General features: G+C 52.2%; 10 protein-coding genes. 4 read left to right on the top strand and 6 right to left on the bottom strand.

The genetic code is table 11. The features are described from left to right. Positions 1 to 11: 11 nt before the first annotated feature. The 3 genes from truA to NOC_RS05545 all read right to left on the bottom strand — a co-directional run bounded on the left by truA (position 12) and on the right by NOC_RS05545 (position 4,913). The gene (truA, locus tag NOC_RS05555) at positions 12 to 791 is read right to left on the bottom strand and encodes a tRNA pseudouridine(38-40) synthase TruA (protein WP_002808568.1); all 780 of its coding nucleotides are present in this window, start codon (positions 789 to 791) and stop codon (positions 12 to 14) included. A 329-nt stretch (positions 792 to 1,120) separates the two neighbouring features. Continuing rightward, the gene (locus NOC_RS05550; RefSeq protein WP_002810676.1) at positions 1,121 to 3,787 is read right to left on the bottom strand and encodes a FimV/HubP family polar landmark protein; all 2,667 of its coding nucleotides are present in this window, start codon (positions 3,785 to 3,787) and stop codon (positions 1,121 to 1,123) included. Positions 3,788 to 3,890: 103 nt separating this feature from the next. Further along, positions 3,891 to 4,913 carry an aspartate-semialdehyde dehydrogenase gene (locus NOC_RS05545; protein ID WP_002811650.1) on the bottom strand — a complete coding sequence of 341 codons (1,023 nt, stop codon included), beginning with the start codon at positions 4,911 to 4,913 and terminating at the stop codon, positions 3,891 to 3,893. A 120-nt stretch (positions 4,914 to 5,033) separates the two neighbouring features. Between NOC_RS05545 and NOC_RS05540 the strand changes: the two genes are divergently transcribed. Further along, a complete protein-coding gene (locus tag NOC_RS05540) occupies positions 5,034 to 6,788 on the top strand; it encodes an LTA synthase family protein (protein ID WP_002808713.1) in 1,755 nt (584 codons plus the stop codon). 41 nt (positions 6,789 to 6,829) lie between these two features. On the opposite strand, the gene leuB is transcribed toward NOC_RS05540, so the two are convergent. Next, complete coding sequence (gene leuB, locus NOC_RS05535; RefSeq protein ID WP_002809327.1) at positions 6,830 to 7,918, bottom strand: 3-isopropylmalate dehydrogenase; 1,089 nt, start codon at positions 7,916 to 7,918, stop codon at positions 6,830 to 6,832. Positions 7,919 to 7,925: 7 nt separating this feature from the next. Beyond that, positions 7,926 to 8,570, bottom strand: a complete 645-nt coding sequence (gene leuD / locus NOC_RS05530) for a 3-isopropylmalate dehydratase small subunit (protein ID WP_002811404.1) — start codon at positions 8,568 to 8,570, stop codon at positions 7,926 to 7,928. A gap of 527 nt (positions 8,571 to 9,097) precedes the next feature. Between leuD and NOC_RS05525 the strand changes: the two genes are divergently transcribed. The 3 genes from NOC_RS05525 (at position 9,098) to NOC_RS05515 (ending at position 12,575) form a co-directional block, all read left to right on the top strand. After that, the gene (locus tag NOC_RS05525) at positions 9,098 to 9,493 is read left to right on the top strand and encodes a four-helix bundle copper-binding protein (RefSeq protein WP_002810010.1); all 396 of its coding nucleotides are present in this window, start codon (positions 9,098 to 9,100) and stop codon (positions 9,491 to 9,493) included. Positions 9,494 to 10,036: 543 nt separating this feature from the next. Next, positions 10,037 to 11,251, top strand: coding sequence for a site-2 protease family protein (locus tag NOC_RS05520; protein WP_002808605.1), 1,215 nt, complete (start codon positions 10,037 to 10,039; stop codon positions 11,249 to 11,251). Positions 11,252 to 11,285: 34 nt separating this feature from the next. Further along, positions 11,286 to 12,575 (top strand): MFS transporter, encoded by a 1,290-nt coding sequence (locus tag NOC_RS05515; RefSeq protein WP_002808634.1) that lies wholly within the window; start codon positions 11,286 to 11,288, stop codon positions 12,573 to 12,575. Between the two features lie 70 nt (positions 12,576 to 12,645). Here NOC_RS05515 and NOC_RS05510 read toward each other — a convergent pair whose 3' ends face one another. After that, positions 12,646 to 14,028, bottom strand: a complete 1,383-nt coding sequence (locus NOC_RS05510) for a nicotinate phosphoribosyltransferase (protein WP_002809738.1) — start codon at positions 14,026 to 14,028, stop codon at positions 12,646 to 12,648. Positions 14,029 to 14,195: the final 167 nt, after the last annotated feature.

The following is a 14,195-nucleotide window of genomic DNA, read 5'->3' as shown; positions in this document are numbered from 1 at the left end:
AATATAACAGGTTACCAAACCGTGACGGGACGGGAAAGTCTGGGTAAATCAAAGTGATCTGGATAGTCCACTCTCACCAAATACAAACCATCGGGACGCGCAGTAACACCTCCCACAGCACGGCATCGAGCCTGTAATACCTCTTCCGCCCAGCGCGGCGGTTGTTCTCCCTTCCCTATCGCCATAAGTACCCCAGCGATATTACGTACCATATGGTGCAAAAAAGCATTGGCCGAGATATCGATGACGATCCAATCCCCTTGCCGTGTCACCTCTAAATAATGGACATTTCTGACAGGGCTCTTAGCCTGGCAAGCCTTAGCTCGAAAGGAAGAAAAATCATGTTCGCCCACCAGAAAAGCACCTGCTTCCTTCATTTTAGTAACGGATAAAGGCTGACAATACCACGTCACGCGGCGATTCGCGATAGCTGGCCGCGCCCCGCGGTTCAGAATGATATATCGATAGTGCCGCGCTATCGCCGAAAACCGGGCATGAAAAGCTTCGTTCACCGGTTGTGCCCATAAAATGGCCACCTCCGGCAGCAGATTGGCATTGCCGCCAAAAACCCAATTGTGCTCTAAACGAAAAGTGGCGGTGTCAAAATGAACCACCTGGGCCGCGGCATGCACTCCTGCATCGGTACGCCCCGCAGTGATGACAGTAACCGGCTCGTTAGCCACTGCGGAAAGGGCCTGCTCCAGAGTAGCTTGGACTGTACGCACGCCTTTTTGGGACTGCCAGCCAGAAAAATTGGAACCATCATACTCAAGACCAAGCGCTATTCTCATCAGATTAAGTTAGGGAAATTAACATGCTGGTTTGTTTAGGGGAGCTCTAAGTGCCTCGCAGAAAACTTTAAAGCATCCCTGGAGTCGGCTTGCGCCTAAAACATCCCCTACTTTGAGGGAATATAGGGACGCACGACGCCCCCCCAGCGAGAGTGGGAAACAAAGTGGGGCCTTGAGCGCGAGGGCCGCATTAATAGCGAAGCTCCAAATTCATAGGTATTTACCTATTCTCCACCCCCAATTATTTCCCGGCAAAACAAAAGAAGCGCCCAGACTATTAATCTGGGCGCCCACAATTTACCGTATTTCCAATCAACATTAGATCATCATCAAGAAGCCTTCGCTAGCTCGGCAAGCAGTCCCTCTCCTGTATCTCGCTGCTGCTCAGTGCCCTCAGCAACAACCTCTTCCAACAGGCCGCGGGCACCATCGGCATCGCCCATATCCATATAAGCCCGCGCCAAATCCAACTTGACTTCCATCTCATCCAGATCCTCCAGCAGCGCCTTCCCAGGGAGGGAAGCTTCACTCATGTCCTCTCCCAGGGTATCTACTGAAGCGGCAGGGTCGGCAGGTTCCAACGGGGTTGACTCCGGATCGTCAACAGGGGTTTCCAATACTAACAGCCCTTGGTTATCTTCCTGTATTTCAAACTCCGGGGAAAAGAATTCTAGGGATTGTTCCGAATTTTCTGCTTCCTTCACATTCTCTTCCGTCCCTAGCGGAGAAGAGAAAGGCTCAAACTCTATAACTCCCTCTTCCCTCTCAGCCTCCACCGGCTGATCTGTTATTCCATCATCCTGAACACTAGGCTTAGCTAACACCATCCCCTCTAAGTCAAATTCCAGGCCCACCTCCTCTGCCTGGGGTGTCTCCACAGAAGAATTCTCTCCTGCCGATGCCTCCTCCTCGGCAGGAGAGAATGGCACTGCCGAATTTTCATCAGAGAGTAAGTCCCCTGGACTGAAATCCAAGGAAAAATCGCTAGCAGGAAGTTCCAAGCCCACTTGGGCGGCTGCATCATCTTGCCGCAAACTGGTAAACAAAGCGTGCCCGGGTCTCAAATCTTTTCCCATCGCTACCAAATCCGCCCATAGGCCATCGTCTCCATGTGGATTTGGTGCCCATTCTTCCACTAAATCCACAAAGGCACTCCCATTACCTGCGGCATGATAAACTTCGGCCAATTTGAATTTTAAATCCTGCCGCCCAGGTTCCTGGAGCAAAGCCTCCTTGAGCGCCGTCGCCGCCTCGTGATGGCGGCCAAAAGCAAGGTAGTCATCAACTTCGGCCATAATCTCATGACTCTCTGCCTGGATCTGGGATGCCGTTGAGGAGGCAGGCGCCTTCATCCCATGGACTACTTCCTGCTCTAACGGAGCGATTGGCCCTATTTCCTTAGCAAGGACTTCGCTAGCTTCATCATCTCCATCTTTGCCTGCTTCTTCCTGCTCAGCTATCGTTAGCGCGGGTTTCTCAGTAGTTTTACGCTTGCGTAAACGTAAAACAGCCAGAATTAAGAGCAGTATACTGCTGCCACTAAGCAGAAGAAGATTTTTCAAATTCATAAAGGCGCTAAATGCCCCCTCAGGCTCGCTTACCTCTTCTGCAGAAACAAATTCCCCGGCCTGCTTTGTCTGCTCGGGCACCCGTTCCTCCGTTGCCGATAGAGCATCAGAAGATACAGGGAGTGCAGTCTCTAAAGCCTTTTCTCCAGAGGAAGGAAGCGCCTCCTCCTCCCCAGGAGAAGATAAGGTTAAAGTAGCAATTTCCTCCATCGAAGGAGCTAAAAACTCCACTTTCTCAAACTTCCCGTCTTGGCCCTCTAAAATTTCCTTTTTACTGGTCTCCTCTGGGCCTTCCAACCCTACGAGCCGGGCATCCTGCGCCGATAACAGTTGCTGCAAGGTATTGACTTGTAATTCCATTGCTTGGAGACGAGCTTGCAACGCTTCATTTTCCTGAGCCCGTGTTTCCAAAGCCTCCTGAGTTAAAGACAACAGCGTCTGTAGATGAATATCCTCACCACTGCTTTCTTGGACCCCAGGCCCCCTCTCCTTAGATAATAAAGGTAGAACATGCTCCCGAACGGCCAAGAGATTAACTGCGCCTCCAGATTCGTTTCCTGGGGCCTTCTCTTCTTCCGAACGCTCCGCCTCGAAAGCTTGGCTTTTTCTTCCTAATGCCGCCCAGGCTTTATTTTGCTGTTGTACTTGCTCTACCGCCTCGGCAAAGGTCAGCTTTAACGCTTCCTCTTCGGCTGGTATTGTGAGCATCCGTCCAACCTTCAACCCATTGATATTACCGTGCAAAAAGACATCCGGATTAGCTCGTAGCAGCGCCAGCATCATTTGTTGAGGAGCAATCGAAGAACTAGACCGCACCCGTTGCGCGATAGGCCACAACGTCTCAGCCGGTCGGATAGGCCCATAGGCAGAGGAATCCGCTTTAGCCGTTGAAGAAACCATGGTGCTCTCGACTAGGGGCTCTGGAATCTGCACGCTCCAGGTTTCTGCCTTTTGCGGTGTAACCGGCGCCACAGTGTCTTGCACACTCGCAATGGAGCTAACAATGGCAGGGCCTGGCTCCATCAGAAAAGGAGGATCCAGCAGTACCGTATATTCCCGTAACAGGTGTCCCTGAGGCCAAGTTACAGCCACCAGAAAGTCAAGAAAGGGTTCACGAATAGGCCCTTGCGAGGTCACTTCAATAACCGTCTCACCCGTCTCTTTACGCAGCGGGCGAAAGCGGAGGTTGCTCAGCACCAATGCCCGATCTAGCCCCGCCCGAAAAAAATCTTCGCTAGGCGCCAATTTTACCTTAATATCTTCTAGAGAATTCTCGCGCACCGCATGCAGGGGAATCTCCGCTTTAAACGGCTGATTCAACCCAGATTTCAAACTAATTCCCCCTATCCCCAAGGAATACGCCTCCCAGGATGAGGAGGCCGCTAGCAACCCGGCTACCGATACGCTGACAATCGTCTTCCGCACCATTCATTTGCTCCCTATCTAAAGTCCAGAGCTCCAATCTAGAATTAGCGCGGCGATCCCATCAAGGCCTAATTGGCTTAGGCCAAAGCGTTCTTGTCAGGCTTCGTTATAGGTAATCCTTGATTAGCAATTCCGCAATTTGGATGCTATTTAACGCCGCGCCCTTGCGGACGTTATCGGCTACAATCCAGAGGTCTATACCCTTGGGATGGGAAATATCTTCCCGGATACGCCCCACGAATACTGGGTCCCTGCCTGAAGCTTCGGTAACCGCCGTGGGATATCCTCCATTGGTGTGCTCATCCAAAACCGTAACCCCAGGCGCCTGCTGCAGCAACGCCTTAACCTCATCGGCAGTGATCTTATCACGGGTTTCCAGATGCACGGCTTCCGAATGCCCATAAAAAACCGGCACCCGCACCGCGGTTGGATTTACCAAGATAGACTCGTCACCAAAAATTTTTCGTGTCTCCCATACCATTTTCATCTCTTCGCGGGTGTAACCGTTATCCAGAAAATCATCGATATGGGGCAATACATTAAAGGCAATCTGCTTGGGGTAAGCTTGAGGCGAAATAGGCCGCCCATTCAGCAGGGTGGAGGTTTGCTTTGCCAACTCCTCGATAGCTTCTTTACCGGTGCCAGAAACAGCCTGGTAAGTGGCTACATTGATTCGCTCGATACCCACCGCATCATAGATGGGCTTAAGAGCCACCAACATCTGGATAGTCGAACAATTGGGATTGGCAATGATCCCATGGTCCTTATAACCCTCAATTGCCTGGGGATTGACCTCGGGCACCACTAAAGGAATCCGATTGTCATAGCGAAACTGGGAAGTATTATCCACCACCACGCAACCCGCACTCGCTGCTTTAGGCGCATACTCGGCCGAGATTTTAGCGCCGGCGGAAAACAAGCCAAGCTGTACCTTAGAAAAATCAAAGCCAGCCAGGTTTTCCACGATGACTTCATCGCGCCCAAACGAAAGTTTTTCCCCAGCGGAGCGCTCGCTCGCCAAGGGGTACACCCGGCTGACGGGGAAGCCCCGCTGGGCCAGGATTTCCATCATAGCCTGCCCCACCGCGCCGGTAGCTCCAACGACAGCCACATCAAATGTTCTACTCATATAAACTCCGTTTATAGGTTAATATAACTATTCTCCCTCCTTAGTCATTATTATCATAACCTGCCTAGGGCAGATTTTAAATCACTCTTCTTGCGAAGCCTAAGAGCCATGAGAAGACGAATGATCGCTTTGCTCGCCATGCCGCTGCTGCTGGTTTTATTCTCCCTCGGCAGAGCCTGGCTCAGTGAGCAGGGCAGCCTAGCTGCTATGGGATGCACTGGATGCCTTGTGGTTCCAACGGTGCAGCAAGATCTAGCCCTACTCGCCGCATTCCTCGCGGCAACGGCCTTGTGGCTGGGATTGCCCCGCTATGTCGGATGGCTTGCTTGGCTAATACAGGGCGGGTTAGTGCTTATTATCGTTGCCGATCTAATCACCCTGGCGGAATTTGGCATGCGCTTGAGTTGGCGCGACGTGTTGAAATTCGGCGGGGAGTGGGGAGCAATACAGGGATATGTAGGGACGAAAGCAACAGCCATCACTGGAACCCTATGGCTTATTGGTGTCGGCATTTTACTGAGCAGCTGGGCGGGTCATCTGGTGGCGGCAAAACGCCTCGGTCAGGGTGGCCTGCAGAGAATCATCATGGCCGCCGCCGTCTGTTTCTCCCTCTACGCTTTACCCACAACGGCCTACCATCCCCTGCCCTGGCTTTATCGCAACGTGGTGGAAATCAATCTGCCGAGCGGCGTTGATCGAGCTTATAGCGAGGCATACCGGTCACGGGTGCTGGCCGCCTATTCCCCACCACCCTTGCACTGCATCCAGGGCCGCGCCTTGAGGCGCAATGTGGTGATAGTGATCATCGAGTCCTGGTCCTGGTACCATAGCCAGGACCGACTGGGGATCATGAACGCCACTCCCCAGCTTGATCGCCTTGCCCAACGAGGAACCCTGTGGACGCAGTTTTTTTCCAATGGCTTTACCACCGATCATGGCTTGATCGCCTTGCTGGGCGGCGTGGCTCCCCTACCCCCTGTTAACCGTTACCACAGCCTTGAGGGCTATACTGGCTTTGAAGAACTGCCGGACAGCCTGCCCCGGCGACTCGCCGCGGATGGCTACGAGAGCTATTTTTTCACCACCGGCGACCTGGAATTCATGGACAAGGGGAAATGGCTAAAGCGTCTGGGATTCCACAAGGTGGAAGGAGATGACCATCCATTTTACCAGGATGCCCAACGATTTGCCTTCCATGCGGCCCATGATGGGTGGTTGTATGATCGTTTTTTGCATTGGCTGGAGCAGGAAGTGCCCCCCAAACGTCCTTATTTGGCGGTGCTGGAAACCGTCACCACCCATCCCCCCTTTGTCGATCCCGAAACGGGCCGCCAAGATGAGCTGACGGCATTTCGCTTCGCTGACGCTCAGGCCGCTCGCTTTGTCGAACACCTGGATAAGCAGGGGTTTTTTGAGGAGGGCTTGCTGATTTTGACCAGCGATCAGCGGGCGTTAAGTCCCTTGCACACGGCGGAGATAAAAGCCTTCGGACCCGCCGCGCCCGCGCTGTTGCCTTTGGTGGTATTAGGGGATTCTTTCGATAGCGGAAAACAAGTCACCACCGCCGCGCAAATGGCGGATATGCCAGCGTCTTTAGATTATCTGTTGACTGATCGCGGTTGCCAAGAGGAAGGACGGGGCAACCTCTTTGCCCAACCACCCCAGTCCCCGCGCTGCATCCTCCGTCCCCAAGGTAATCAAAGGGATATCGTGGATGCCTATTGTGGCGACCAACACGCCCAAATCCAGCTTGAGGGGGATAAAACCCGTATACTTCGAGGCATCCTTCCTCATGGGAAGACGCTCATTGAGCAGATTAATGTCCAGCGGATTCGCGCAGGAGCGCGGAAGGTTGAGTTCACCCATATCCTATAAATCTATTCCGGTTGGCCCAAGCCATCAGCATCCCTCAAAATTCAACCGGGGGTGTGGATAAATGCCTCCACGACCGCATCCCCCATGGCCCCAGTGCTGACCTGGGTCGTGCCGGGAGAATAAATATCGGGAGTCCGCAATCCTTGGTCAAGTACGGCACCTACAGCCTTTTCAAGGCGCGTGGCCTGGGCGGGCGAATCGAGAGAGTAACGCAACATCATCGCTACGGAGAGGATGGTCGCCAGGGGATTAGCTATCCCTTGGCCAGCAATATCCGGCGCCGAACCGTGGATGGGCTCGTACATTCCCCTCCCGCTTTGATCCAGGGAGGCGGAAGGCAGCATCCCGATAGAGCCGGTCAGCATTGCGGCGCAATCGGACAAAATATCCCCAAACATATTCGTAGTTACCACCACATCAAATTGCTTGGGGGCTCGAACAAGCTGCATGGCAGCATTGTCTACATACATGTGGCTAAGCTCCACTTCGGGAAACTCTGCGGCTACCTCAGACATTACCTCGCGCCATAGCTCGGTCGCTTCCAGCACATTGGCTTTGTCCACGGAGCAAACCCGGCGATCCCGTTTCATGGCAATGGTAAAGGCCACCTGGGCAATGCGCCGGATTTCCGATTCCTTATAAACCAGGGTATTAAACCCTTGCCGCTCGCCATGCTCAAGGCGGCACACCCCCCGGGGCTGGCCAAAATAAATACCGCCGGTCAGCTCCCGCACTATCATGAGATCGAGCCCTGACACCACCTCCGGTTTGAGCGTAGAGGCTCCTACCAATTGAGGGTAAAGAATAGCAGGACGCAGATTAGCAAATAGCCCTAGCGCGGAACGAATGCCAAGTAATCCTTTTTCAGGGCGGACTTTAATATCCAGGGTTTCCCACTGGGGACCCCCGACGGCGCCTAGCAGGATCGCATCCGAATCCTGGGCTAGAGCAAGAGTTTCCGCAGGCAGCGGAGTGCCCGTGACCTCATAGGCAGCACCCCCAATCAGCCCTGACTCTAGCACCACATCCAGTTCCCCATGCTCCCCCAACGCCGCCAGTACCTTAACCGCCTCGGCAATAATCTCGGGACCGATCCCATCGCCCGCCAAAAGGGCAATTTTTTTACTCATTCCAAGCTTATCCCTTCTCAAATAACCACGGGGCTTCAACCTGCCGCCGCTCTTCGTAGGCGCGGATCTCATCCCTATACTGCAAGGTTAGCCCAATCTCATCCAATCCTTCCATAAGACAATGCTTACGGAACTCATCAATGGTAAAAGGCATTACCTTCCCTTCAGGGGTAGTCACTTCCTGAGCGGGTAAATCAATCCGCAGGCGGTAGCCGAGGGTCGCTTCGGTATCCTTAAACAACGTGGTCACACTATCCTCATCCAGAATGATCGGCAGGAGGCCATTTTTAAAGGCGTTGCTATGAAAGATATCCGCGAAACTGGGGGCAATCACTACCCGGAAGCCATCATCCACCAATGCCCAAACCGCATGTTCCCGGCTCGAGCCACAACCAAAGTTATCTCGCGCAAGCAAAATATTCGCGCCCTGGTAACGAGGCTGATTAAGGACAAATTCTGGATTAAGAGGCCGATGACGACAGTCCTTCCCAGGCTCCCCATGATCTAAGTAGCGCCATTCATCAAATAGGTTGGGACCAAAGCCGGTACGCTTAATCGACTTTAGAAATTGCTTGGGAATAATAGCATCGGTATCTACATTGGCCCGGTCTAAGGGGACCACTAAACCTTCTACTACCGTCAACGGTTCCATAGTAAAGAGCTCCTTTTTGAAGTTTCACCATGACGGATAGCAGTTTTGTGCCTACCTGTCTGCGTGCGGACACGCACAGGCAGGCAAAACTTCATCCGCCTGGAGAATTCGCGGTTCTCAGCAGTCCTCGACGGAGGCATGACCTCGGCCTTGGGGCTTGACCGCTCCTCGCGCTTTCACTTGGGGTGCTCCCCACCCTAGGCTCCGAGAGCGGAAAAATAATAGCGCCAATTCATGGCGAAACATAAGTCACTTGGCCCTCGCGCTCGACGTGCCACTTCGCTTCGCGTTCTCGCTAGGGGCTTGTTCGCCCTCCATGGAGAACTCCAAAGAACCCCCCATCTTAAACCAAGCGTAGTTTTCACGCATCTTTCCAGCGGTTGCCAAGGGTGCAGCAAAAAAACAAGGCATTGTTTTAATATAAAAGGCTTACTACACTTCAAATGTTATCTCAATAACGTCTCGCTAACCAAGAGCTTAATTCTATAAGCGGCCATTCCCCGCCATCACAGACAAGGAGACAAATCATGAACGTCAATCATTTTTTACAAACCCACCCTCAGAATCTCACTAATATAGAAGGACTCACCGCCTGCATTAAATCTTGCTATGCTTGTTCAGAAGCCTGTACTCTCTGCGCTGACGCCTGCCTAGCCGAAGAAGAAGTTGCTCGCCTCCGGCGTTGTATTAGAACATGCCTTGATTGCGCGGCTATTTGTGAGGTAACCGGACAGGTGGTAGCCCGGCAAACCGAGGTAAACCCGAAATTACTACGCGCGCAATTAGAAGCGTGCGCCACGGCCTGCAATATCTGTGCAATGGAATGCGAGAGCCATGCTGAACATCATGAGCATTGTCAGCTATGTGCTAAGTCCTGCCGTGCCTGTGAAAAAGCGTGCCAAGAACTCTTAACTACCCTGTAGAAAAGAGTATCTCCATCGGTTTTATTCTTACTGTCAAAATAGGGAATGCCGGCGGAAGAAGAATCACCCATTCCCGCCGGCCCCGCAATAAATACCCTGCTTGCCGTTCTAAACGAATTTAAGCGCCCTATCTTTATGCGGTAGACAAGCTTTTGGTTTTTTGGCTATGGAATGTGAACAGGCGAGAATCGCCTTTGTCGACGATACTGTTTCTGACACCTGCTAGCAAACTATTCAAGATGATCCTCCCGTAGGTAGCTAGCGCCCATTCATTTTTATTAAGAACTACCGCGCGCCTCCCTGCAGGCTGAATTAGCCATCTGGCATTTGCTAAAATCTTCTTGTCGGCAGCGATCCAAATGGACCCGCCGAGCCAAAAAATACCTTCGGCTAGCAGAAAAATGTCTCTCCCTCTAGGTAGGCCAGACCATTAAACCGCAGATACAAAAAAAACCAAATAGAGTATCTTAATCTATTATGGGGGAGCCCCTGTAAAAAAACTTCCTTTAAATTATCCAGATTATTTTAGAGAGGAAATTTAAAATGCCCACTGGAATCCGTATTGGCCGCGTTGCTGGAATTAGCGTTTACCTTGATTGGAGCCTATCCATCATTTTCTTTTTGCTCACTTTTAGCCTTGCCGTGGGCGTCTTTCCTCGCTGGCATCCGGATTGGGAGCCAGGTGTGACCTGGGGGACCGCTATTGCGGCAGCCATCCTTTTCCTTGCCTCAGTTTTTATCCACGAACTTTCCCATGCCTTAATGGGCCGCGCCCATGGCATTGAGATTAAACGTATCACCCTGTTTATTTTCGGGGGCATGGCCCATCTAGAGCAGGAACCTCACGCCTGGCGCGCCGAACTCTGGATGGCCATTGTCGGACCTATCACCAGTTTAGTTCTAGGGGCAACATTTCTCTTTCTGGGCAGTCTCATCACCGGTCCCCTGGAAGTAGATTCAGCCAATGCCGAACAGCTTTTTACCACATTAAGTCCCCTTGCCACCTTGCTATTCTGGTTAGGGCCCGTCAACATCATTCTAGGTCTCTTTAATTTGGTCCCAGGGTTTCCTTTAGACGGGGGCCGAGTACTGCGGGCCCTCCTGTGGGGCATTAGCGGTAATTTCCGCCAGGCAACCCAGTGGGCATCCCGGGCTGGGCAGTTCTTTGCCTGGACACTTATTATTACCGGGTTTGCCATGATATTGGGCTTTCAGGTGCCTTTTTTTGGAACTGGTCTGGTAGGAGGGCTATGGCTGGCTTTTATTGGCTGGTTCCTCAATAACGCTGCCGTGGCCAGCTACCAGCAACTACTTGTGCAGGAAGCACTGGAGGATATCCCTGTCTCTCGCCTTATGCAGACCGATTTTGTTAAGGTAAACCCCGACATGCGGGTTCGCACGCTGGTGGAAGAACATTTAATGCGTAGCGATCAGCGGGCTTTTCCCGTGGAAGAAAATAATCGCCTGGCTGGAATCATCTCTATTCCAGATATTCGCAAAATTAGCCGGGAGAAATGGTCCCAAACGACTATCGGTGAGCTTATGACGCCAGTGCGCAAAGTTGCCCTGACTTCGCCGAAAGGAGGCGCGGCAGAGGCCCTTTTCATTTTGGCCCGCCGTAATATCAATCAACTACCCGTGGTTGAAAATGGCCAAATCCGCGGGCTTATTCGCCGGGAAGATCTGCTCAAGTGGCTCTCCCTCCACGGGAAACAACCTCTTAAAGGTTTAAAAGATAAATCTACTCTCCCCCAATAGGGCTCGGAAACGTCTTTCAAATTAGTAAAAAATAATGACACAATCTGGCCATCATTCAACGCCCGCTTCTAAAGCAAGCCTTATCTCCTGGGCTTTATACGATTGGGCCAATAGCGCCTTTGCCGCCGTTATCACCACCTTTGTGTTCGCCGCCTATTTTACCCGGCAAGTGGCGGAAAACGAGACTCTTGGCAGCGCCCAATGGGGGAACATAGTGGGCATCTCCGGGCTTGTTATCGCCATTACGGGACCGCTCCTGGGGGCCATTGCCGACCAAGGGGGACGCCGCAAGCCCTGGATTATCGTCTTCACCTTATTGTGCGTTATAGCCACGGCGCTTCTATGGTTTATCAAACCTACGCCTGACTATGCCTGGCTGGCACTGCTACTAGTTGGGCTAGGCACCCTCGGCGCTGAATTTGCTTTCATCTTTTACAATGCCATGCTGCCCGGCTTGGCGGGACCGAAATATGTAGGGCGGTGGTCCGGCTGGGGCTGGAGTATCGGCTATGCAGGTGGCGTAGCCTGTCTAATCGTCGCCCTCTTTGCCTTCATCCAAGGGGGAAATCATTGGTTTGGCCTGGACCCCGATTCCGCTGAGCCTGTGCGCGCTACCTTTCCCCTGGTCTCCGGGTGGTACTTACTGTTTGCCCTCCCCTTGTTTCTCATCACACCCGATACCCAAGGCACCGGCAAACCCCTCTGGCGGGCAACGAAAGATGGAATGAGGCAGCTTTATGACTCCATTCGCCATGTACGCCAGTACAGCACTATCGCTCGCTTCCTTATTGCACGCATGTTTTATATCGACGGTCTGGCAACTTTGTTTGCTTTTGGCGGTGTCTATGCGGCCGGAACCTTCGACATGGACGAGCAAGAAATACTCCTGTTTGGAATCGCCCTTAACGTCACTGCTGGCCTGGGAGCCGCGGCTTTTGCCTGGATAGACGACTGGATAGGCAGCAAAAAGACCATCCTGTTATCCCTGATTAGCTTGATTTTGCTGACCACCCTGATCCTGATCGTGGAAACCTCGACCCTCTTTTGGACCTTTGGACTCCTGCTCGGAATATTTGTGGGACCGGCCCAAGCCGCAAGCCGATCTTTTTTAGCACGAGTGGCGCCAGAGTCCTTGCGCAATGAAATGTTCGGCTTGTTTGCCCTTTCTGGCAAAGCGACCGCCTTCCTAGGTCCCTTATTGGTGGGCTGGATCACTTACCTGGCGGGCAGCCAGCGAATTGGCATGGGCGCTATCGTCATTTTTCTTCTCGTTGGCTTTGTGCTAATGCTGACCGTCCCAGCCGCTAAAAAACCAGAAGAATAGGCAGGCAAGCCAAGGAGGGAGAGATCGGTTTGTAGGGAACTTATCCGAATTTAAGAGGAATCAGGGCCAACTAGGAGGCGCTAAGCCGAGGGCTGAGTTCCACGGCCAACTCCCGCTGCAGTTGTTCATTAGTTTGGCGCAATGAGTTGCTGACCGCCACGGGATATCCCAGCTTCACGCGTTGCAGAGCGTGAAGTTCGGGAGGCAGCAGTGCCATTTGCTGGCGGGCATGCTCCCGTGCATTCTCCAGAGAAACTCGTCCTTGCTCAAGCCGTTTACCCTGGCTCATGACTTGCTCAAGCAAGGGCTTGCCGTCTGAATTTTCCTCAAAGCAGGCAATGACATCCCGCTTCATCCTGTCGGCTTCAAAGAATCTAAAGACTTGCTTGCGGCCTGGCAAGAGCTCTTTGCTTGAGGATAATTTCATCCGCGGACGGCTCGCATATTCAACCAATTTATAAGAGAAATCAATCTCTGGTGCATCCCCCGAAACAGCTAATTGGGTGCCCACGCCAAACCCATCGATAGGTGCCCCCTCTTTCAGTAGAGCCTGGATTTTATACTCATCTAATCCGCTGGAAGCCACAATTCGTACTTGGTTTAGCCCGGCTTCATCGAACAGCCGGCGGGATTCTTTAGCTAGCTTACCCAGGTCTCCTGAATCAAGCCGAACAGCTTCCACCTTGAAATCCTGACCCAGCGCCTCTGCTAACGCAATGACTTTACGAACCCCCGCCAAAGTATCATAGGTATCCACTAACAAAGTAGTGTCTGGAAATTCCTGAATAAAAGCCCGGAGGGCCGCATATTCACTCGGATGGGCTTGGATGAAGCTATGTGCCATCGTACCCACCACTGGTATATCATAAGCACGGCCCGCAAAAACATTGGAGGTAGCATTTGCGCCAGCCAGGTAGCTAGTGCGTGCTACCTTTAGCGCCGCATCAGTCCCATGGGCGCGCCGTGAACCAAAATCCACCACCTTATGGCCGCGAGCCGCACTCACTACCCTCGCCGCCTTGGTGGCCAGAACGCTTTGTAAATGAATTTGATTCAGCAGATAGGTTTCCACTAACTGGGCCTCTGGAAGCGGCGCAATCACCTGCACGACCGGTTCATTTTCAAACACTAAGGTGCCTTCCGGCACGGCAAACACGTCCCCGGTAAAATTAAAATCCTGCAATTGCCGCAAAAATTGTTGACTGAATCCTCCTTGCTGCTTGAGCCAGTCTTGCTCCTCGTCCGTAAAATGTAGATGCTCAAGATAGCTCAGAACATTATCGAGCCCCGCCGCCATCACAAAGTTGCGATTCGAGGGAAGTTTGCGGAAAAACAATTCGAATACAGCAACGGCGTTCATCTCTTCCGCATAATAGGACTGCATCATCCTCAGCTGGTAAAGATCAGTAAACAATGCGCTTTGATGAGGCATATTACCCTGCTGCTCAGCCATTAAGCCTAATTACCTCCTTTTTAAACTATTTTTTTAGCCTACACTAAATATAACCATTACGGTGGAAATATGGAGATCCCAAACCCAAACAAATAGAGGAAATGATTATGCCTTCACTTGCGATACTTTCTCTTATTATTGCTATTGTAGCTATCTTGCTAGCATTT

This window comes from Nitrosococcus oceani ATCC 19707 (assembly GCF_000012805.1).
GTDB classification, from domain to species: Bacteria; Pseudomonadota; Gammaproteobacteria; order Nitrosococcales; family Nitrosococcaceae; genus Nitrosococcus; species Nitrosococcus oceani.
The sequence above is the reverse complement of the archived record's forward strand: the minus strand, read 5'-3'. Positions and strand labels throughout refer to the sequence as shown.